Annotated in this window: 18 protein-coding genes; 9 read left to right on the top strand and 9 right to left on the bottom strand. The window is 73.4% G+C overall.

Features of this window, described 5'->3' with window-relative positions; genetic code table 11:
* Positions 1-25: 25 nt before the first annotated feature.
* Positions 26-1,348, top strand: coding sequence for a type VII secretion integral membrane protein EccD (eccD, locus tag KJS59_RS22700; RefSeq protein WP_213454988.1), 1,323 nt, complete (start codon positions 26-28; stop codon positions 1,346-1,348).
* Here eccD and KJS59_RS22695 read toward each other — a convergent pair whose 3' ends face one another.
* Positions 1,349-1,852: an inorganic diphosphatase gene (locus KJS59_RS22695; protein ID WP_213454987.1), complete on the bottom strand. Its 504-nt coding sequence runs from the start codon at positions 1,850-1,852 to the stop codon at positions 1,349-1,351.
* A gap of 222 nt (positions 1,853-2,074) precedes the next feature.
* Here KJS59_RS22695 and dacB point away from each other — a divergent pair, with 222 nt between their 5' ends.
* From dacB to folE, 7 genes are all read left to right on the top strand, one after another.
* On the top strand, positions 2,075-3,808 hold the full coding sequence (dacB, locus tag KJS59_RS22690; RefSeq protein WP_249714731.1) for a D-alanyl-D-alanine carboxypeptidase/D-alanyl-D-alanine endopeptidase: 1,734 nt from the start codon (positions 2,075-2,077) through the stop codon (positions 3,806-3,808).
* 45 nt (positions 3,809-3,853) lie between these two features.
* Positions 3,854-4,918 carry a zinc-dependent metalloprotease gene (locus KJS59_RS22685; RefSeq protein WP_213454985.1) on the top strand — a complete coding sequence of 355 codons (1,065 nt, stop codon included), beginning with the start codon at positions 3,854-3,856 and terminating at the stop codon, positions 4,916-4,918.
* Between the two features lie 10 nt (positions 4,919-4,928).
* On the top strand, positions 4,929-5,912 hold the full coding sequence (gene tilS, locus KJS59_RS22680) for a tRNA lysidine(34) synthetase TilS (RefSeq protein WP_213454984.1): 984 nt from the start codon (positions 4,929-4,931) through the stop codon (positions 5,910-5,912).
* A gap of 1,177 nt (positions 5,913-7,089) precedes the next feature.
* The gene (locus KJS59_RS22675) at positions 7,090-7,641 is read left to right on the top strand and encodes a C39 family peptidase (RefSeq protein ID WP_376771240.1); all 552 of its coding nucleotides are present in this window, start codon (positions 7,090-7,092) and stop codon (positions 7,639-7,641) included.
* Positions 7,642-7,789: 148 nt separating this feature from the next.
* Positions 7,790-8,362 (top strand): hypoxanthine phosphoribosyltransferase, encoded by a 573-nt coding sequence (hpt, locus tag KJS59_RS22670; protein WP_213454983.1) that lies wholly within the window; start codon positions 7,790-7,792, stop codon positions 8,360-8,362.
* 487 nt (positions 8,363-8,849) lie between these two features.
* Complete coding sequence (ftsH, locus tag KJS59_RS22665; protein WP_213454982.1) at positions 8,850-10,889, top strand: ATP-dependent zinc metalloprotease FtsH; 2,040 nt, start codon at positions 8,850-8,852, stop codon at positions 10,887-10,889.
* A 190-nt stretch (positions 10,890-11,079) separates the two neighbouring features.
* Entirely contained in the window at positions 11,080-11,697 is a 618-nt protein-coding gene (gene folE / locus KJS59_RS22660; protein WP_249714735.1) for a GTP cyclohydrolase I FolE, read from the top strand.
* Positions 11,698-11,810: 113 nt separating this feature from the next.
* Here the strand turns inward: folE and KJS59_RS22655 are convergent, their stop codons facing one another.
* From KJS59_RS22655 to KJS59_RS22630, 6 genes are all read right to left on the bottom strand, one after another.
* Entirely contained in the window at positions 11,811-13,031 is a 1,221-nt protein-coding gene (locus KJS59_RS22655) for a hypothetical protein (protein WP_213454980.1), read from the bottom strand.
* Positions 13,028-13,333 carry a hypothetical protein gene (locus KJS59_RS22650; protein WP_213454979.1) on the bottom strand — a complete coding sequence of 102 codons (306 nt, stop codon included), beginning with the start codon at positions 13,331-13,333 and terminating at the stop codon, positions 13,028-13,030. The genes KJS59_RS22655 and KJS59_RS22650 overlap by 4 nt, the downstream gene beginning before the upstream one ends.
* 13 nt (positions 13,334-13,346) lie before the next feature.
* Positions 13,347-14,444 carry a hypothetical protein gene (locus tag KJS59_RS22645; protein ID WP_213454978.1) on the bottom strand — a complete coding sequence of 366 codons (1,098 nt, stop codon included), beginning with the start codon at positions 14,442-14,444 and terminating at the stop codon, positions 13,347-13,349.
* A 111-nt stretch (positions 14,445-14,555) separates the two neighbouring features.
* A complete protein-coding gene (locus KJS59_RS22640; protein ID WP_213454977.1) occupies positions 14,556-14,816 on the bottom strand; it encodes a hypothetical protein in 261 nt (86 codons plus the stop codon).
* A 16-nt stretch (positions 14,817-14,832) separates the two neighbouring features.
* Positions 14,833-15,486 carry a hypothetical protein gene (locus KJS59_RS22635; protein WP_213454976.1) on the bottom strand — a complete coding sequence of 218 codons (654 nt, stop codon included), beginning with the start codon at positions 15,484-15,486 and terminating at the stop codon, positions 14,833-14,835.
* Positions 15,487-15,565: 79 nt separating this feature from the next.
* Positions 15,566-18,004 (bottom strand): FtsK/SpoIIIE domain-containing protein, encoded by a 2,439-nt coding sequence (locus tag KJS59_RS22630; RefSeq protein ID WP_213455005.1) that lies wholly within the window; start codon positions 18,002-18,004, stop codon positions 15,566-15,568.
* Positions 18,005-18,872: 868 nt separating this feature from the next.
* Between KJS59_RS22630 and KJS59_RS22625 the strand changes: the two genes are divergently transcribed.
* Entirely contained in the window at positions 18,873-19,373 is a 501-nt protein-coding gene (locus tag KJS59_RS22625) for a hypothetical protein (protein WP_213454975.1), read from the top strand.
* Here the strand turns inward: KJS59_RS22625 and KJS59_RS32330 are convergent.
* Both KJS59_RS32330 and KJS59_RS22615 read right to left on the bottom strand, forming a co-directional pair.
* Positions 19,303-19,656, bottom strand: coding sequence for a group II intron maturase-specific domain-containing protein (locus tag KJS59_RS32330; protein WP_213454974.1), 354 nt, complete (start codon positions 19,654-19,656; stop codon positions 19,303-19,305). The genes KJS59_RS22625 and KJS59_RS32330 overlap by 71 nt on opposite strands.
* The coding region (locus KJS59_RS22615; RefSeq protein ID WP_249714727.1) for a reverse transcriptase domain-containing protein at positions 19,604-20,005 on the bottom strand (402 nt) is incomplete at its 5' end. The genes KJS59_RS32330 and KJS59_RS22615, both read right to left, overlap by 53 nt.

The raw sequence follows: 20,005 nt of genomic DNA, 5'->3' as shown, positions 1-20,005 counted from the left end.
ACGGACAGATACCGGAGGTGGGGTCATGACCGCGCTCGCTCGGCTCACCGTGCACGGCCCGCGACGCCGCGTCGATGTCGCGCTGCCCGAACACGTCCCGCTCGCCGAACTGCTGCCCGAACTGCTCGGCCACGCCGGGGCGGGGCTGCCGGACGAGGGCGAGCGGCACGGCGGCTGGCTGCTGCGCCGCACCGACGGCGCCCCGCTCGCCCCCGAGCTGGGCCTGTCCCAGCAGGGCGTCCGGGACGGCGAGGTGCTGCACCTGGTACCGGCCTGGCAGGGCTGGCCGGAACTGGAGTACGACGACGTGGTCGAGGCCATCGCCGCGGCGGCCCGCCGGCGCGGCGCCGTCTGGGGTCCGCGCGGCACCCGGGTCGCCGCTCTCGTCGTGGCCGGGCTGGTTGCCGGCGCGGCGCTGCTCGCGGTGGTCCGGGCCGGCGCCGGGCCCGCCGGCCTTGCCGTGGCCGCGCTGCTCACCCTCTGCGCCGCGCTCGCCGCCCGGGGGTACGGGGACGCCGTCGCGGGCGCCTGCCTCGGCGGGTACGCGATGCCGTTCGCCTTCGCCGGGGGAGCCCTGCTCACCGGGGGCGGTGCCGGGGTGCCCGCCGCGCTGGCCGGCTCGGCCGCCCTGCTGCTGGCCGCCGCCCTGGGCGCCGCCGGGGTGGCCGCGTACCCGGCCGTGTTCGCCGCCGGGGTCACGGCCGGCCTGCTCGGCACGGTGACCGCGCTGATCGGGTACCGGGTCGGTGCGGCCGGCGCCGCGGCGACGCTGACCGCCGCCCTGGTGTGCGGGGTGAGCGCGCTCCCGCTGGTCGCCGTCCGGCTGGGCAGGCTGCCGGTACCGGCGGTCGCCGAGGAGGGCGCCCCGGAGTCCGAACCGGCGCGCCTGCCGGCCGCCGTGGCGCGCACCGACGACCTGCTCAGCGGCCTGTTCGTCGGGCACGCGACGCTCACCGTGGTGGCCGGCGCCGTGCTGGTCCTGACCGGCGGGGTCGCGGGCCGGCTGCTCGCCGGGCTGGCCGCGCTTGCCGTGCTGCTGCGGGCGCGACTGTTCGCGCCGGTCCGCCAGCGGCTGCCGCTGCTCGGCGCCGGCCTGGCGGTCCTCGCCGCCCTGTCCGCCGCCCTGGTGCTGGCCGCGGACCGACCCCGGCTGCTGGCCCTCGCCGCCGTCGGTGTCGGGCTGGCCCTGGCGGTGGTGGCCGCCGGCGGCGCCTGGTCCCGTCGGCCGCCCTCGCCCTACCTGGGGCGCGCCGCGGACCTGCTGGAGGTGGCGATCGTGGTCTCGGTGGTCCCGGTGGCCTGCGCGGTGCTCGGCGTCTACGCCGGCATCCGCGACCTCACCGCGTGATCAGTCCTCGGGCGCGTGCTCGTGGGTCGCCTCGTGCCGGCGGATCGAGGCCCGGATCTCCGCCTCGGCTTCCACCCGGCCCGCCCAGGTCGCGCCCTCGACCGACTTGCCCGGCTCCAGGTCCTTGTAGACCGTGAAGAAGTGCTGGATCTCCAGCCGGTCGAACTCCGGGACGTGGTGGATGTCCCGCAGGTGCTCCTGGCGCGGGTCCTCGAAGGGCACGCAGAGGACCTTGTCGTCGCCGCCCTTCTCGTCGGTCATCCGGTACATGCCGATCGCCCGGCAACGGATCAGGCAGCCGGGGAAGGTCGGCTCCTGGATGAGCACGAGCGCGTCCAACGGGTCGCCGTCCTCGCCGAGTGTTCCCTCGATGAACCCATAGTCGGCCGGGTACTGGGTAGCCGTGAAGAGGGTCCGGTCGAGCCGGATCCGGCCGGTCACATGGTCGACCTCGTACTTGTTACGGTGACCCTTCGGGATCTCGACCGTGACGTCGAAGTCCATTCTCGCGCTCCCTTGGCTCGCCCAGGCTGACCGGCGGCAACTAGTGTCGCGTAGGCCGTTTGACGACGGGATAGGAGGGGCCGGGTGGGGAGGGAATATTCACACTACGGTCCGGGTGACGAGGGCGCGCCGGATTCCGGGTCGGGCGTAGGGCCACCCCATGAATCCAGGCAGAACGGCCCATCCGGGGGCTTCGAGGGCCAGTCCCGGGGCTACCCGCGGATGACCCGGCGGGACGACGCCCCGGGCGGGCCGGCGCCCGGCGGGTCACCTCCTAGGGGTGAGCCCGGTAACCGGCCGCAGGGCTCGCCGCCCCCGTTCGGCCGGGCGCAGGTGCCACCGAACGCCGCCCAGCGCCCCCGGCCGCCCGAGCCGCCCTCGGCCCCACGCGCCTCCCGGGTACCGGGCCCACCGCCGCCCCAGGTCGCGCCGCGCAAGCGGCGGCCGGGGCTGCTGGTCCTCGGCGTGCTGGTGCTCGTGCTGGCGGTGGCAGCCGGCGCGGTGGCGCTCATCCGTCCCGAACCCGTGCGCCGGCTGTTCGGGTCGAACCCGGTGCCGGCGGCGAGTGAGGCCGCCGGGCTGACCGGCGACCCACCGCCGGGCGAGGTGCTCCCGCCGGCCAGCGCGGACGCGCCGATGCCCACCCCCGCCGGCGTCGCCAGGGCGGTGGACCCGCAGATCAAGGGTGGCCTCGGCAGCCACTTCGGCATCTCCGTCATGGATGTGGCTACCGGGCAGACCCTCTACGGCAACAACGCGAACGTCCCGGTCACCCCCGCGTCGACCACCAAGCTGGCCACCGCGGCGGCCGTGCTCGCCTCGGTGGACCCGTCCCGGCGGCTGCCCACCCGCGCCGTCGCCGGCGACCGCGCCGGCGAGGTGGTGCTGATCGGCGGCGGTGATCCCACCCTCTCCGCCGGCCGGGAACAGGCGTACCCCGGTGCCGCCCGCCTCGACCAGCTTGCCGACCAGGTCACCAAGGCCCTCGGCGGTGCGCACCCCACGTCCGTGGTGGTCGACTCCACCCTGTTCACCGGCCCGGTCTACGGCCCCGGCTGGGACTCGGACACCCCGGGCGGCGGCTTCGCCTCCGCCACCGTCGCGCTGGCCACGGACGGCGCCCGGACGGACCCGCGCAGCGGATCCGGCGGCACCCGGTATCCGAAGCCGGACCTCGCCGCGGGGCAGGCGTTCGGGCGGCTGCTCGGGGTGGCGCCGTCCGCCGTGCGGCTGGGCAAGGCGCCCGCCGGCACCGCGCCGGCCGAGGCGGCGGCCCCCGCCGGCGCCGCGTCCGGGGCGAGCGGCGGGGTGGCCCCCTCGGCCAACGGCTCACCCGAGAACGCGCCGGTACCGCCCGACGGGGCCGGCCGGCCCCCGGCGCCCGGCACGGAACTGGGGCGGGTGGAGTCCCCGCCGATGCTGCGCCTGGTGGAGTGGATGCTCTCGATGAGCGACAACGTGATCGCCGAGGCGCTCGCCCGGCAGGTGGCGATCGCGCGCGGCCAGCCCGCCTCGTACGACGGCGCCTCGGCCGCGATCCGCGACACGCTCGCCGGGCTGGGCCTGCCGGCCGGCGAGCTGTCGGCCGCGGACGGCAGCGGGCTGTCCCGCAGCAACCACTTCACCGCCGAGGGTCTGGCCAAGCTGCTGGCGGTCGCGGCGAACGGGTCCCAGCCGAAGCTCCAGCCGATCTTCAGCGGGCTGCCGGTGGCGGCCTGGTCGGGCACGCTGGCCAACCGGTACCGCGGTGCGGACTCCGGCAAGGCGGGCGCCGGCCTGGTCCGGGCGAAGACCGGCACCCTGACCAAGGTGAACGCGATCGCCGGCGTGGTGGTGGACGCGGACGGCCGGCTGCTGTCCTTCTCGATGCTGGCCGACAAGGTACCCAACGGCTGGCTCGCCCCGATCACCATGGACCGGATCGCCGCCGAACTGTCCCGCTGCGGCTGCCACTGAATCCTTCGCCGGGGCGGGCGGGACAGGCCCGGGTACGGTGGGGTGATGGCGCAGTTCGTCGACTGGGACCTGGCCGCCGCGACCGCGGGCACGCTCAGCAAATCCGGCCCGAGGGTGGGTTACGACGAGGCGGTGGCGGTCGTGGCCGACCTGCGCCGGCTCACCGACGAGGCGGCCGGCCACGTGTCCGCGTACACGGGGCTGGTCGCGCAGATGGAGCATCCGCCGGTGCGGGTGGTGGACCGGCGCGACTGGGCGGCGGTGAACGTCGCCGGCCTGCGCGACGTGATCGCCCCGCTGCTTACCCGGATCACCGGCGACCGGCAGCCCGGCCCGATCACCGACGCGATCGGCTCCCGGCTGACCGGCGTGCAGGCCGGCACCGTGCTGGCGTACCTGTCCGGCCGGGTGCTCGGCCAGTACGAGGTGTTCAGCGGCGAGCCGGGGCAGTTGCTGCTGGTCGCCCCGAACATCGTCGAGGTGGAGCGCAAGCTCGGCGCCGACCCGCGCGACTTCCGGCTGTGGGTCTGTCTGCACGAGGTGACCCACCGGACGCAGTTCACGGCGGTGCCCTGGATGCGTGGGCACTTCCTCGGCGAGGTCCAGGCGTTCGTGGACGCCTCCCAGATCGGCGGCGACCAGTTGGCGGACCGGTTGCGGCGCGGCGTGAGCGCGCTGGCCGACGCGGTCCGCGACCCGGAGAGCCGCACCTCGGTCCTGGAACTGGTGCAGACGCCCGCCCAGAAGGCGGTCCTGGACCGGCTCACCGCGCTGATGACCCTGCTCGAGGGGCACGCCGAGTTCGTCATGGACGGGGTGGGCCCGGAGGTCATCCCCTCGGTCGAGGAGATCCGCGCCCGGTTCAACCGGCGCCGGGAGGCGGGCAACCCGCTGGAGAAGGCGCTCCGCAGGATCCTCGGGATCGAGATCAAGATGCGCCAGTACGCCGAGGGGCGCAAGTTCGTGCACGGCGTGGTGGAGCGGGTCGGCATGGCCGGCTTCAACAAGGTCTTCTCGTCGCCGCTGACCCTGCCCCGCCTGGCGGAACTGGGCGACCCGGACGCCTGGGTGGCCCGGGTACACGGCCCGGTCCCGCCGGCGGCCGGCTGACCCCGCCGCGATGGCCGCCCTCGCGCCGCCGGTCGCCGCGGTCCGTGGCGCCGTCCGGCACGCCCTGGCGCCGCTGGCGCAGGCCGGCGGCCCGGTGCTCGTCGCGTGCTCCGGCGGCCCGGATTCGCTGGCCCTCGCCGCCGCGACCGCGTTCGTGGCCCCCCGCCTCGGGCTGCGTGCCGGGCTGGTGACCGTCGACCACCAGTTGCAGGCCGGCTCGGCCGAGCGGGCCAAGGGCGTCGCCGACTGGGGCTTCGCGAACGGCCTGGAGCCCGTGGAGATCGCCACGGTCGACGCCACCGGCCGGGGCACGGGGCCGGAGGCGGCCGCTCGCGAGGCCCGGTACGCGGCGTTGGGGGAGGCGGCCCGGCGGCTGGAGGCGGTAGCCGTCCTACTCGGCCACACCCGGGACGACCAGGCGGAGACGGTGCTCCTGGCGCTGGCCCGGGGCGCCGGCCCGCGCGGGCTGGCCGGCATGCCGCCGAGCCGGACGGTCGACGGGGTCACCCTGCTGCGCCCGCTGCTCGACGTCGGCCGCGACGAGACCGTCGCCGCCTGTGCCGCACTCGGCCTCAAGCCCTGGTCCGACCCCCACAACACCGACCCCGCGTACGCCCGCTCCCGGGTCCGGTCGGCGGCGTTGCCGGCCCTGGTGGCGGCGCTCGGCCCGGCCGTGGTGGACAATCTCGCCCGCACCGCCCGGCTGCTGGCCGCCGACACGGCCGCCCTCGACGCGCTCGCCGGGCAGGCGCTGGCCGGTGCCCGGTCGGGCGACGGCCTTTCGGTACCCGCGCTGGCGGCGCTGCCCGAGGCGGTCCGCACCCGGGTCCTGCACGCCTGGTCCCGTGAACTGGGGGCCAGCGGCGCCGCCCTGGCCCACCGGCACGTCGCCGCGCTGGACGCGCTCGTCACCGGCTGGCACGGGCAGGGGCCGGTGCACCTGCCGTCTGGGGCGTTGGTGGTGCGCCGGGGCACGCTGCTGCGTCCCGGGTGATGAAACTGGATAGGTGGACGCGCACGGATGCCGCTGTGTGCGGCTGAGGCTGCCGTGGCGACCAGTCACCCCCTGGCGGCCGCCACCGGTCTGCACACGCTGCGCCGCGGCGGTACGGCTGTGGACGCCGCCGCCATCGCGCTGACCATTCTCCAGCCCTATCACGGCGCTGCGGCGGCAGCGCTGGCCTCGTACGCGGAACGGACCGGTGGCCTGCTGACCGCGGCCGATCTCGCGGAGCACGCCTCGACCTGCCACCGCCAGGGCCCTGGCTGCGTTGCTCGCGCTCGGCATCCTGGACAGGGTGGAGCCGGCTGAGATTACGGACGATCCGGGCGCATTCGGGTACGGTCCACCCATCTGGCGGTTACCGGACAGTGGTGTACGTTGCCGGCTCTGAACCACGGGCAGACGGCGCCGTGCTCGGATACTGACCCCCGAACACCGAGGTCATTGGGGCCTCTGGTGCGCATGTGGCCCTTGAGAACGGCATGCCGGAATGCCATGGGGGCCCGGGTCGTTACACATACGGATGCCCGAGCAGTAGTCACCGGGCGTTTTCCAGACGGTGTACCCGGCCTCTGAACGCCGGAATGTCGGGTGGCCGCCCGTCGTTACACCCCCGGATGCCCCGCGCCGTCGCGCTGGGCGTCTTGTCTGCGGGGCTGGCGTCGCCGGAATGCTCGGCCGCCGCCCGTCGTTACACCCCCGGATGCCTGCGCGGTCGCGCTGGGCGTCTTCTGTGCGGGGCTGGCGTCGCCGGAATGCCCGGCCGCCCCCCGCGGTTACACCCCCGGATGCCCGTGCGATCTTCCCGGGCGTTCTCTTCCGCGCGGTTGGCCAAGCGAGTCACGGATGGGTCCCCGCGCTTCGCTGCTGAACACGCCGTTCCGAGTTCTTCGGGCGGGCGTGTCGCAGCGACTCCCGAACCCCCTGCGATCCCGCGGGCGGGGTCTCTTCCCAGCGGGCGTGCCCGGTTAGCGGCGGGCCCGCACCCACGACCGAAGGGTAGCTAAACGTGAAGACCAACTTCCGCCGTTGGCTCCCGGCCATGGCGCAGACCTTCGTGACCAAGAGCGCGCTCGCCACCGCCGGCGTGGCACTCGTGGGCGGCATGGCCGCCGCAGGCGACGCGACGCTGACCCGGCACCACGAGCCCACGACCGGCGCGGGCGTGGTGAGCACCGCCCCGGCGTCGGAGCGCAAGCTCGTCGCCACGCCGGCGAGCAAGGAAGTCCGGTACGAGTACCAGTCGCAGCCGAACTTCTTCTACTGCGGCCCGGCGTCCACCCGAATCGCGCTGACCAGCGTGGGGCACCCGCTGTCGCAGGACGACGTGGCCAAGGCCCTGGGTACGACCGAGGACGGCACCAACTCGGCCGTGGACATCACCCGGGTGCTGAACAGCAGCGGGGGCAAGGACGCCTACGAGACGACCTCGATCCCGGGCCCGGCCGCCAAGCCGGCCGATGTCGAGCGGCTGCAGACCAACGTGACGCAGGCGAACGCGCAGAACCGCGCGGTGGTCGCGAACATCGCGGGTACCGCGGTGGACACCGACGGCATGGCGCACTCGTACGAGGGCGGCCACTACCTGACCGTCGTCGGCTACCGGGACCAGGGGCGCACGGTGAAGATCGCCGACCCGGCCAACCCGAACGTCCAGTCCTACTGGATGAACACCAGCGACCTGGCGAACTGGATCGCCACCCGCGGTTACTCCGCCTGACGATCCGCACAACCACGAGAGGCCAGCTCCCACCGGGGGCTGGCCGCTCGGCGTTTCCCGATCCGTAACCGAGCGTCACCGGTCGGCCCGCCCGCGTTCCGGGCCGCCCCGGCGCCGAGCCGCAACCGTCGTACGGCAGGCTTAGGCCATGGCCGAGGGCAGCTGGTACGACGCCGACATCGCGCGCGTGATCATTAGCGAGGACGAGATCCGCGAGAAGACCGACGAGCTGGCCAAGCAGGTGGCAGCCGACTACGGCGACACCGAGGGGCTGCTGCTCGTCTGCGTGCTCAAGGGCGCGGCCATGTTCATGGCCGACTTCGCCCGGGCGCTGGGCCGGTACGGTCCGCCCGCCGAGCTGGAGTTCATGGCCGTCTCCTCGTACGGCGAGGGCACCACGTCGTCCGGCGTCGTGCGGATCCTGAAGGATCTCGACCGGGACATCGCCGGGCACAAGGTGCTCGTGGTGGAGGACATCGTCGACTCCGGGCTCACCCTGTCCTGGCTGCTGAAGTACCTGGAGTCGCGCTCGGCGGCGAGCGTGGAGGTGGTGGCCCTGTTCCGCAAGCCCGAGGCCGTCAAGGTCAACATCCCGGTCCGGTACGTCGGCTTCGAGATCCCGAACGAGTTCGTCGTGGGGTACGGGCTCGACTACGCCGAGCGGTACCGCGAGGTCCCGTACGTCGGCGTGTTGAAGCCGGAGGTGTACACGCGCGGATGACGCCGTCCGCGACCGGGCCGCGGGGCTGTGCGATGCGTCGCTCAAGTCTCGCTTGAAGACAGGCCCCTCCCATGCTCGCGCGCTGCCCGGGTCGGTCCGTGGCCGCCTACGGGGTTTACCGGCGGTGCCCGCCGCGCCGGTAACCGGCGTGTTACGCCAGCAGCGGAATGCGGCGCTTTGGACGGGGATGACTCAGCGTTCCCACAGCAACCGCAGGTAGCTTTGCCGGCGACCGGGCAGAGCGGCGGCCGGGGACCTCGGCCTCGTGTCCAGTTTGTTGGCATTCCGGGCTCGACGCCGGATACCGCAGCCGCCGCTTCGCGGATACGGTGTACCTTCGAATGACCGATGGCGCCGTCTCGACGACGCCCGGTGCCACGATGGTTTACCAGCCAGCGCGGCGGCCGCCACCCTCCGGGGGCGGTTACCTGTAGAGACGGTCGGACATCGATCAGGAGGATCCGGGCGCCAAGCGCTCGACAACAGCATGGAACGTACGCGTTTCTTCCGCCGGCCGGTGGTCTGGATCATCCTGGTGATCATCGGTGCGATAGCGCTCAGCTCCCTCTTCACCGGTGGGCCCAGCTACCACCGGGTGGAGACATCGGTGGCCCTGGAGCAGCTTGCCAAGGGCGGCATCACCAAGGTGGTCCAGCAGGACAAGGAGCAGACGCTCCAGATCGACCTGAAGGACCCCGCCAAGTTCGGCGACACCACTACCAACCGGATCCAGGCCCAGTATCCGTACGAGGTCGGGCAGAATATCTGGAACACGGTGCAGGAGGCCAAGGCCGCGGGCCGGATCAGCGGCCCGGTCGACACGAAGGTGTCCCAGGACAGCGTCTTCCTCACCCTCCTGCTGAACCTGCTGCCCATCGCGGTGCTGGTCATCCTGCTGCTGCTGTTCATGTCGCAGATGCAGGGCGGCGGCTCGCGGGTGCTCAACTTCGGCAAGTCCAAGGCGAAGCTGATCTCCAAGGACATGCCCAAGACCACGTTCGCCGACGTGGCCGGCGCCGAAGAGGCCGTCGAGGAACTGCACGAGATCAAGGACTTCCTGCAGAACCCGGCGAAGTACCAGGCCCTCGGCGCCAAGATCCCGAAGGGCGTGCTGCTGTTCGGCCCGCCCGGTACCGGCAAGACGCTGCTGGCCCGCGCGGTCGCCGGCGAGGCCGGGGTGCCGTTCTACACGATCTCCGGCTCGGACTTCGTCGAGATGTTCGTCGGCGTCGGCGCCAGCCGGGTTCGCGACCTGTTCGAGCAGGCCAAGGCGAATGCCCCGGCGATCATCTTCGTCGACGAGATCGACGCGGTCGGCCGGCACCGCGGCGCCGGCCTGGGCGGCGGCCACGACGAGCGCGAGCAGACGCTCAACCAGCTGCTCGTCGAGATGGACGGCTTCGACGCCAAGGGTGGTGTGATACTGATCGCCGCCACGAACCGCCCGGACATCCTCGACCCGGCGCTGCTGCGCCCCGGCCGCTTCGACCGGCAGATCGCCGTCGACCGGCCGGACATGGAGGGCCGCAAGGCCGTCCTGCGCGTGCACGCCAAGGGCAAGCCATTCGCCCCCGACGTGGACCTGGACGCCGTCGCCCGCCGCACCCCCGGCTTCACCGGCGCCGACCTGGCCAACGTCATTAACGAGGCGGCCCTGCTCACCGCCCGGCAGAACAAGCGCGCGATCTCGAACGACGCCCTGGAGGAGTCGATCGACCGCGTGGTGGCCGGCCCGCAGCGCCGCACCCGGGTGATGAGTGACCACGAGAAGAAGATCACCGCGTACCACGAGGGCGGGCACGCCCTGGTGGCCTGGGCGCTGCCGCACGCGGCCCCGGTGCACAAGGTGACGATCCTGTCCCGTGGCCAGTCGCTGGGGCACACCCTGGTGCTCCCGGTGGAGGACAAGTACACCCAGACCCGCGCCGAGATGATCGACACCCTGGCGTACGCCCTGGGCGGCCGGGCCGCCGAGGAACTCGTCTTCCACGAGCCGACCACGGGCGCCGGCAACGACATCGAGAAGGCGTCCGGGTTGGCCCGGGCGATGGTCACCCAGTACGGCATGAGTTCCAAGCTCGGCGCCGTCAAGTACGGCACGAACAACGACGAGCCGTTCCTGGGCCGCAGCTACGGCCACGAGCGGGACTACTCCGACGTCGTCGCCGCCGAGATTGACGGTGAGGTCCGTTCGCTGATCGAACTCGCGCACGACGAGGCGTGGGAGATCCTGGTCGAGTACCGGGACGTGCTGGACACGATCGTGCTGGAGCTGATCGACAAGGAGACCATCTCGCAGTCGGACATGGCGCGCATCTGCGCGCGGGTGCAGAAGCGGCCGCCGATGGCCCCGTACAACGGCTTCGGCAAGCGCCGCCCGTCCACGGACCCGCCGGTGCTCACCCCGGCCGAGAAGGAGAAGCTGAAGGCTCAGGCCGCGGCGGACGGGGCCGAGGCGACGGTCGGTGGCACGGGTAACGGACAACAGTCCTCGAACCCCAGTGCCAACTCGGATGGCCCGCACTGAGCGGGACACCGGTAGCAGGATGAGCCCGAAGAACTCAGCGGACCGGCCCGCGCCCTTACCCAACGGGGCGCGGGCCGCGTCCGGCGGCGGCAAGCGCCGCAGCGGCCTGGCCACCGGCGTGGACGAATCGGCTCCGGCGGCGTCGTGCACGGAGCCGGACGGCGACGACGACGAGCCGGAGCTGGACTACCTGGCGGCGCGCCTGATCGACGGCAAGCTGACCGGCGGCCCGGTGGAGTCGGTCGTCGACCTGGCCCGCATCGAGCGGGCCGTCCGGGAGATCCTCACCGCCGTCGGTGAGGACCCCGACCGGGACGGCCTGCGCCGCACCCCGGCCCGCGTCGCCCGCGCCTACGCGGAGCTGTTCGCCGGCCTCCGGGTCGACCCGGCGAAGGTCCTGGAGACCACGTTCGAGGCGAACCACTCGGAGCTGGTCCTGGTGCGCGACATCGAGGTCATGTCGCTCTGTGAGCACCACCTCCTCCCGTTCCGGGGCGTGGCGCACATCGGATACATCCCGGGGTCGCACGGTCGCATCACGGGCCTGTCGAAGCTGGCCCGCCTGGTCGAGGTCTACGCCCGCCGTCCGCAGGTGCAGGAGCGCCTCACCACCCAGATCGCCGACCTGCTCATGGAGCAACTGGAGGCCGGTGGCGTCATCGTGGTGCTCGAGTGCGAGCACATGTGCATGGCGATGCGTGGCATCCAGAAGGACGGGGCGAGGACCATCACCTCGGCGGTGCGCGGCATGCTGCAACGGGACGCGAAGTCCCGCGCCGAGGCGATGGCCCTCATGGGCCGCCCCTGACCCTGGCGCAGTGCGCCCGGGCGGGCGGCCTGTGCCTATGGGCGGCGCGGCGGCCGTGGTGCTCGGAGAGGCCGGCCCTTTGCCGTGCCTTTTGTTCGCAGAGGGCTTGGCTCTCAGGGGTCGCGTTGCTCGGGGGGTGCGACGTCCTCCCTGGCGGGCGTGGCGGCCGGCGGGGGCGGAGGTGGTAGTTCGGAGCGGGGCTTGGGCTGCCACGGCCGGCCGAGCCGGTAGTAGTAGAGCCTGCGCAGCAGTGCCACATGGATGCCGAGCAGGACCGCCACGATGGCCGGATAGGTGACGTACCACGGCGGCGCCGAACCGGTCATCGCCAGCAGGAGCGGCAGCACGCCCAGCGCGGCGACGAACGACATGATCCCGGCCGTTTCCCACATGGCGGCGTGACCCCACGTGTTGGTCCGCTCGAACCGCATCGGCCGGGCCAGGGCCTCCGCCCGGATCCGGTCGGCCTTGACGTTGGTGGCGGCCCAGGCCGGCCGGAACCCGCGCGATTCGGCCACCGGCCGCGGCTGGTTGAGCGGCGCGTTGAGGGCGGGCCGCCGGAGTGCCGCCGGTGCGCTCAGCATGGGCCGCCCCCTCCCGTCGTTGCCGATGGTTCCCGACGCCCTCGCCGTCGGCGTCCACGCGATGTCGGCGGCGCGGTGCCGCCGTGCCTGCTCAGCAAGCGGTTCGGCGGGGTTGCGATGGGAGCCGATAGCGGGCTCGCGAGGCCGGCTGGCGGGAGAGCCGGGGTGTTGGCCGCTGACGGAGCCGGTGGGACCCGGGCGCCGGCCGCTGATCGGGCCGGTGGGGACCGGGCGTCGGCCGGCGAGGGCGCCGAGCAGCATCGCCAACAGGTATGTGATGAACCGTGCCCAGGAACCGGCGAGCGGGTACAGCCGTACGACCCAGCCGCCGGTGACTGTGACCGGGCCGTCGCAGATCAGGATGTTGGGGCTCTGCGCGGCGGGGCCGCCCGGAGCACTGCGCCCACGGATCGTGCGTCCCCCGAGAACGCTCGCCAGCACCAGGTCGTACCCACCGATCCTCGCCCGACCCGGGGCGCCCTCCGCCGAATAGGCACACGAGACCTGACCGCCGCGGGCCGTGACGTGCACCGGGCCGGCGCCGGTCCACCGATACGGCAGGTCGCGCGGGACGTGGGTGCCACCCGTCGCGACGTACAGGGCCACGGCGACCGACGCCGCGAGGAGCAGCGTGCCGCAGACCGCCACGCAGTGGCCGAACCAGACCCGCCAGACCCACCGGGGTGTGTGTGCGCTCCCGCGGACGGGCCCCGGCGCCGGGGTGGTCGCCGCGGTGCGGCGGGCGATCATCGGGTCCCCCACGGGCTGGGGCCGGCCGGAGGTCCGTCCTCCCGCGGCGGCGCGGGCAGCGGCGTTGCCGGCGCGGGCCCGCCGGGGATGTTCTCGGTTCCATCGTCCGGAACCGCCAGGGCGGCGGTCTGCAGGCGGCGTAGCGAACGGGCGAGCAGGCCCCGGTACGACGGGTCGGTGAGTAGGTCGCTGGGGCGCAGCACGCCCTGCCCCAGTTGATCGCCGATCTCGCGGAGCAGCGGATCCTCCTGCTCGGTCAGTCGTGCGTAGGTGCGCTGGCGCGATTCCTCGTATGCGGTCATCGTCTCCGCCGCCTCACCGCTGCACCGGCAGGGCGGGCAGGTGTGCCTCCGCCTCGACCAGTCCGAGGTGGGACAGCACAGCGTCGCCGTTCTCCACCGCGAGCCTGAGCTGGGCGATCTTGTCGGTCACCGTGGTGACCGCGTCGTACACCCGCCGCAGGTCCGCCAGGACGTGCCCCGAGTACAGCAGCATCCCGGCGCCGGCCGTCTCGACCGACAGGAGGGCGTCCACGACCCGGTCGAGCAGGTCGACGATCGCGTACTCGATGACCTCCTCGAGCTTGCGCACGTCCTCCACCACGGTCAGGTAGGCGGCCGCGAGGCGGGCGAGCGCGTCGGGTGCGACGCGGAGCGCGTCCTCGGTGCGGTGCAGCACGTTCCAGCAGGCGTCCGCGGCGTTCCCGAGCCAGCAGCCCTCCACCCGCAGGCCGATCCAGGTGCCGTTCGCCGCGAGGATCTCGGTGGCCGACTTGAGGTTGGTCAGGGCCTCGCCGCACGCCCGCAGACCGGCCCAGTCGCCGACGAGCGGCAGCGTCCACTCGTCTAGCGGGTCGTAGGGCCGGTCGCAGATGCCGAGCTTGGCGCCCAGCGCGGTCATGCCCCACACCGCGTCCCGCGCCAGCGAGGCCGGGCTCAGCAGGTCGGCCCACCGCGGCTCGTACGGGTACTCGGCGCGGTAGTCGGGCAGCGGCTTGAGCGCGTCGCGCGGGTGGCCGCGCTCCACGATCCGCACCTGCTCCCACTCCGGGTGCAGAACGGGCTCCCGCCGCCACTCGGGGTCGAGCGCGGTGGGCGGGATCATCGCGTCCAGGGTGCCGGCGACGGCGGTGTCGCTCGTCTCGTACCGGCGGACGGAGGCGGCGACCGCGTCGCGCTGGCCGGCGGCGACCCGCTCGGCGTCGCCGAAGAAGGTGTGCACCTCACGCCGGATGCGCGCGTGGTTGCCGGCGAGGACGTTGATGAGCCCCGCCCTGAAGTTCGGTCGGCCGGCGGCGTCCAGCCGGCCGTAGACGTCTTCCGTGTACGTCGCGCACGCCGCCGCGTCGCCGGACAGGCGGTTCAGCATGTCCGGCACCTCGCGCAGGGCGGGCAGGATCACCTTGAAGCCCAACGTGCCTCCCCAGGTCGGTGTGGGCTTGTTCCCTCACCCGTTGTACGGAGGCCACCACCACAGCGCAATGAGATCTTGGTGGCTGTGGATATCTTCCGGCGAACCGGACATTTAGATCAGGGCGCGGTACCGGTTGGCCGCCTCGACCGCGCCGCCGACGTGCGTCTGCGCCTCGTCCAGGCGCGCCTTGGCCTGCTCGAGCTGCGCCACCGCGTCCAGCAGCGACGGGTGCGCCGTGCCGGCCGCCGTCAGCCGTAGCTGGGCCAACGCCTCGTCGAGCTGGTCACCCACGCCCCGAATCGCCGCGCCGGCCCGCTCGACCACGTCCACGGCGCCGGCGACGTACACCTTGAGCTCCTCCACGCTGGGCACGGGTCCCCCTTCGCTCCTACCTGAAGACCGACAGAGCACCGAAGAGCGCGCAGGTCAGCAGCGTCGGCGCCAGGCAGACGAGCGCGCCGAACAGCGGCGTCCGGCGCACCGGCTGCCGGCCGCCCCCCGGTGCCCGCTCGTCCGGGAAGGCCAGCCCGATGGCCAGCCAGCCGAGCCCGAACGCGGCCAGCGGCATGGCCAGCCCACACAGCGCCGCTGGTACCGAGATCTCGTCCACGACCAGGTACAACGCCACCTGGATGACGAGCACGACGAACGCGAACGGCCCGTACACGGCGAGGTTGCGCAGCCACAGCGGCGCCGCGCCGAGCCCGCCGCCCGGCGCGCCCGGGCCGCCGGAGACGAGCGCCGCCGCAGCGGCGTCCACGGTGGACTGTGCCCGCCGCAGCGTCTCGCGGACCGCGACCGGGCCCGCACGCAGGCCGGCGCCGGCGGCCGCGATCTCCTCCTCGGTGGGAGCGAGTTGCTCCGCCGGTACCCCCGCCTGGACGAGCCGCGCGTGCTCGGCCCGCAGCCGCTCGCGCACCAGGGCCAGTTCGCTCTGCGCGGCCTGCGCGGCTCCGGCCTGCTCGGCTACGGCGGCGGCCGCGCCGCGGCGGACGGCGTCGAGCCGCTGCGCTGCGCCGGTGTACTCCTCCCAGGCGCTCACCGTCCCGGCCTTTCGTACGTTCCCGCGCCCCCGGCCCCCACCGCGCCCGCCTTCCGTACGTTCCCGCGCCCCTGGCGCTTCACCGCTCCGCCTCCGGCCGAACGAACGGCACGAACACCGCCGTACGGTCGGCGTGCCGGTCGTGCAGCAGGGCCCGGTTCGGGCGGGGGCGCCAATCCACCGGGGCGCCGAGCAGCAGCGCCGCGTCGGTGGCCGGGACATTGAGCAACACCAGACCCGCCACGTCCTCCCGGGCCGAGCCGCCGACCTCCTCGGTGAACCGCCGCGGACCGCGCCACCAGGCCAACAGGTGCACACCGCGGGACGGCCCCTCGCGCAGCAGCGCGCGCAGCCGCTCGCCCGGCAACCGGCCACCGGCATCCATGCCGAAGACGATCAGGTACCCGGGATGGTCCGCGGCCAACGCCTCGACCATGCCCGCCGCGTCCACCAGCCGGGTTTCATGCTCGCGACCGACATCCTCGGCGAGCCGGGCGGCCACCGTGTCCCCCGCGTCCACGAGGGAGGCGATGACGAACCGGGTGGTGCCCGGGTCGTGCTGCGCCGCGAGGCCGCGGGCGGCGGCGTCGAGCAGGTCGGCCCCCAACGGGCTGGGGCCGAGGATCGCCAGGTGCCGGCCGGGCGACGTGTCCAGCGGGAACGCCGCCGTGTTCAGGTCCACGTCGATGAGCCGGCCGAGCAGGACGGTGTGCCGACCCCGCCGCCCCTCCACCGCGGCCCGGTAGAGCACGTCATCCGCGAGGTGCTGGTCGGCGTACCCCTGAAAGACCCGCGGCGGAGGTGAACCGGCCGGGCGGGCCTCCCACAGGCGGTGCCGCAGCCGGTCGAGCGCGGGCCGGTCCGCGTGCGGGTCGGGGAAGCGCACCGTCCGCTCGTGCCCCCGCGTCGCCCCGCGCGGGCCGCCGAAGCCGCCGGCCGTGTTCACCACCGCCGTACCCAGCGGCAGACCGGCCGCCGCATCGTTCGTGGGATCCAGGACGTCCCCGCCGCCGGGCAGGGCCACGCGCACCGGGAACTGCCCGAAGATGGAGTCCCGCTTCGCGTAGAGCGACTCCACGCCCCGCACGGTCTGGCTCGCGAGGACGAGATGGATGCCGTACGACCGGCCCTTGCGCGCCAGCGACTCCAGCAGCGCGACCGCCTCGGTCGCGAGCCGGTCGGTCCCCGCGAGCAGGACCTGAAACTCGTCGATCACGCAGACGATCCGCGGCAGGGGCTGGTGCTCCCGCAGGTCCGCGAAGCGGGTGACGCCCGCCTGCTTGTACGCCACCGACCGCCGGGTCATCTCACCGTCGAGGTGGCGCAGCACCGCCAGCCCGTACTCCCGGTCCGACTCCACGCCCACCGCCCGCGCGTGCGGCAGCCAACTCGCGTCCCGCGGCGTCGGGGTGAACTCCGTGAAGGACACACCCTCCTTGAAGTCCAGCAGGTACACCAGGAGCTCATCCGGGCCGTGCCGGGTACACAGGCCGTACAGCACGTTGATGAGGAACGCCGTCTTGCCGGCGCCGGAGCGTCCGCCGACCATCCAATGCGGAGTCAGATCGTCGAACCGGAGGATCAGCGGGCGGTCGCCGTCCCGCCCCACGACGGTGGCCAGTCCATCCTTCGCGTCCTCCGCCCACAGCCCCTGGGTGGCCTCCGGCAGCAGGTCCGTCAGCCGCAGGCGAGCCTGATCCTGTGACCGGGCGGCCAGTTCCCGGCAGACCCGCTCGAACAGGTGCGCGGGCGGATCGTCGTCCAGGTACACCGGGGCGTTCAGCCCGGTGCCGGGGACGTGCTGCGCCGGCGGCGCCGAGAACGAGCCGACGGGCGGGTTTCCGACCAGGGCGTACGGATTCCGCACGGCGATGGCGGTGGTGAGCTGCAACGGCGGCTGCGTCGTCTCCGCCGTCAGCGGAGGTGGGGGCCAGCCGGCCACGATCAGGTGCAGCCCCGCGGCCGGACCGTATTGGGCCAGTGCGGCGATCCGCGCCAGGTCGGAGCCCTCGGTCAGCTCCGGGAAGCTCGCGATGACCAGCAGCATCGTCCTGTTCCGGCGTACCGGCCTGGGCGTTGCGTCGTTCGCCGGCGTGACCTGCTCGGTGGTGGCTGCCGCCACCCGCGCCTGCTGGACCGGGACGGTGGCCTGCCGGTACGGCCCGGCCTGCCCCTGCCCGGCCGGCGGCGGGTTGAGGTGACCGGCCGGAGCGAGCTGATATGCCTGCCCCGTCAGCGGTGGGGCCCCCGCGGCACCATGGTGCTCCGCACCCGATGCCTGACCGCCCGGTGACGGCTGGACGGGCGTGGAGCCGCGACTCGTAGAGGGCTGGCGCGCCGGCTGGACCCACTGCTCCGTTGGCGGCTGGGCGGGCGTGGAGCCGCGGCTGGCTGAGGGCTGGCGCGCTGGCTGGACCCACTGCTCCGCCTCGGCGAGAACCGCGCGCAGCCCGGCCCGGTCGGTCGCCGGCGGCGGCAGCACGCCCGCATCCGCCAGCGGCGCGAACGGCGCGAACATCGTCCCCGCCCCCGCCGCGTCGACCGCCCGCACCAGCAACGACCCGGCCGGCGCCGCCGCCAACAACCGCAGCGCCACCGCCCGGATCAAGCCGGCGACCCGCGGGTCGCGCGCGTCCGCGTCAATGGTCAGATGCCCGCTTCCGAGCAACGGCACGACGACCGGAAAGCGGACGTCGTCCACGGGCTGCGCCGCCCCGATCCGGACGAACCCCGGCTGCTGCACCCCGCCCAGCGGCGCATCCGCTGACACCTCGTCCAGCGGCGCCCCGAGCCACCCCGGCGCCAACACGCCAGCAGCACGCCGCAGCCGCTGCCCCAACTCCACCTGCTCGCCGCGCGTATCCGGCGCCGGGACCGGCCGCTCCAACGCCCGCTCGGCAGCGGCGACCGAGGCCGCGGCCTCGCGGTACAGGGCGGCGGCCTGACTGACCCGCGTCCTGGCGCTCGCCACGGCCGCTCACCTCCCTCGGTCGGAAAGACCGTATCCCAGCCGACCCCCGAAGCGCCGCAACCATCGGCGTGCCTTCCCACGGCCGTCGCATTCGTCGACCTCGGCCATGCGGCGTCTGGCCCGCATCCGGTGATCGGGCCGGGCGTCGAGGCTATCCGCGTCCATGATCCCGGCCTCGGGCAGGGGAAGTCGTCCGGTTCCAGGTCGGCGGTGCCCAGAGAGTGCGCCCGCAGCTGATCGAGCTGTTTCGGCCGGAGACGGCTGCCGGACCTGTCCCTGGCCATGGCAAAGTCTCCGCTCGTGGCCAGTGAATGTCCCCACCTCGCAGGGGATTAGTTGATCTTTTGAGGGTCCTTCGGGGCCGCGAGACTTGCGGTGCCAACCAGCACGTCTGCAAGCCCCGAAGGACCCTCTATTGAAGACTGCGAGGCAGGAGTTGGACATCATCAACGCCTACGAGGAGACCGGGAGCCTGCGGGCCACGGCCGCCCTCTGCGGCACGACCCACAAGACCGTCAAGCGGGTGCTGGATCGCCGCTCGGCCGGGCAGCGGCCGGGCCGGTGGCGGGCGCCGGCGCCGGGGCTGGCCGACTCGTTCACCGATCTGATCTTCGCCAAGGTGAAGGCGACGGACGGGCGGATCACTGCGAAGCGGCTGCTGCCGGTGGTCCGTGCGGCCGGCTATACGGGGTCGGCGCGCACGCTGCGGCGGGCGGTCGCGGTGCAGTGGAGTCGGACCGGGGCGCGGTGCCAGCGTTTCGGCTGGTCCGTTTCCCCGGCCCGCTCCCCGAACCGGACGTGCGAGTTGGCCCCGCATCCGGCTCTCCGCGAGTCCGTGCGGTGGGTTACGACGTTGCGACCGGGGCTGGTGTCCACGGCGTGGGGATCTTCGTTCCTCGGTAGCGGTATCGGGTGACCGGTACCGCTCCGGCGTTGAACAAGGCCGTCTCGCCGTCGGTGGGCCACCACCCTGGTAGGTAGCGGCGTTTGAGCTTCTTCCACGTGATCCGGCGGTGTTTGCGGCGAAGCCATCTCGTGACCCGTTCCCAGGTGTACTGGTGCAGGAACGAGAAGGTCGCCTTGGACACCCCGTGGCGGAAGTAGCTGGTCCAGCCTCGTAGCACCGCGTTGATCTGCCGGAGCAGTTCAGCGAGGGGCTGGTTGGTTCCTTGCCTGGCGATCGTCTTGACCTTGGCCATCGTTGGTCAGCGCCTTACGCGATGGCCAGGTGTAGACAAACCGCTTGTTCGAGCCTCGCTGGTGTTGCCGCTGGATGCGGAACCCCAGGAAGTCGAACCCCTCGTCAATGTGCGCGACGGTTGTCTTCTCCTCTGACAGCCGCAGACCCACGGTGGCCAGCACCTCAGCCACTTCGTCGCGCAGCGCCTCGGCGTGCTCGCGACGTCCGGACACCATGATCACAAAGTCGTCCGCGTAGCGGGCGATCTTGTAGGTGGGCAGCCCCTTGCGTCGCCGGTAGCTGCGGGTCTGGTTGTTCTTGCCAAACGTCGTCCATGCGGCCGTGACGTGTTCGTCCAGGACCGACAA

Source organism: Rhizomonospora bruguierae (genome assembly GCF_018397995.1).
In the GTDB taxonomy this organism is placed as follows: domain Bacteria; phylum Actinomycetota; class Actinomycetes; order Mycobacteriales; family Micromonosporaceae; genus Rhizomonospora; species Rhizomonospora bruguierae.
This window is presented reverse-complemented; position numbering and strand designations above follow the sequence as displayed.

Coding starts and splice junctions, on each gene's coding strand:
- KJS59_RS22650 (WP_213454979.1), bottom strand. CDS start 13,333: ATGACCGCATACGAGGAATCGCGCCAGCGCACCTACGCACGACTGACC.
- KJS59_RS22695 (WP_213454987.1), bottom strand. CDS start 1,852: ATGGACTTCGACGTCACGGTCGAGATCCCGAAGGGTCACCGTAACAAG.
- ftsH (WP_213454982.1), top strand. CDS start 8,850: ATGGAACGTACGCGTTTCTTCCGCCGGCCGGTGGTCTGGATCATCCTG.
- KJS59_RS22655 (WP_213454980.1), bottom strand. CDS start 13,031: ATGATCGCCCGCCGCACCGCGGCGACCACCCCGGCGCCGGGGCCCGTC.
- hpt (WP_213454983.1), top strand. CDS start 7,790: ATGGCCGAGGGCAGCTGGTACGACGCCGACATCGCGCGCGTGATCATT.
- eccD (WP_213454988.1), top strand. CDS start 26: ATGACCGCGCTCGCTCGGCTCACCGTGCACGGCCCGCGACGCCGCGTC.
- tilS (WP_213454984.1), top strand. CDS start 4,929: ATGGCCGCCCTCGCGCCGCCGGTCGCCGCGGTCCGTGGCGCCGTCCGG.
- dacB (WP_249714731.1), top strand. CDS start 2,075: ATGACCCGGCGGGACGACGCCCCGGGCGGGCCGGCGCCCGGCGGGTCA.
- KJS59_RS22685 (WP_213454985.1), top strand. CDS start 3,854: ATGGCGCAGTTCGTCGACTGGGACCTGGCCGCCGCGACCGCGGGCACG.
- KJS59_RS32330 (WP_213454974.1), bottom strand. CDS start 19,656: ATGGCCAAGGTCAAGACGATCGCCAGGCAAGGAACCAACCAGCCCCTC.
- KJS59_RS22630 (WP_213455005.1), bottom strand. CDS start 18,004: ATGTTCGCGCCGTTCGCGCCGCTGGCGGATGCGGGCGTGCTGCCGCCG.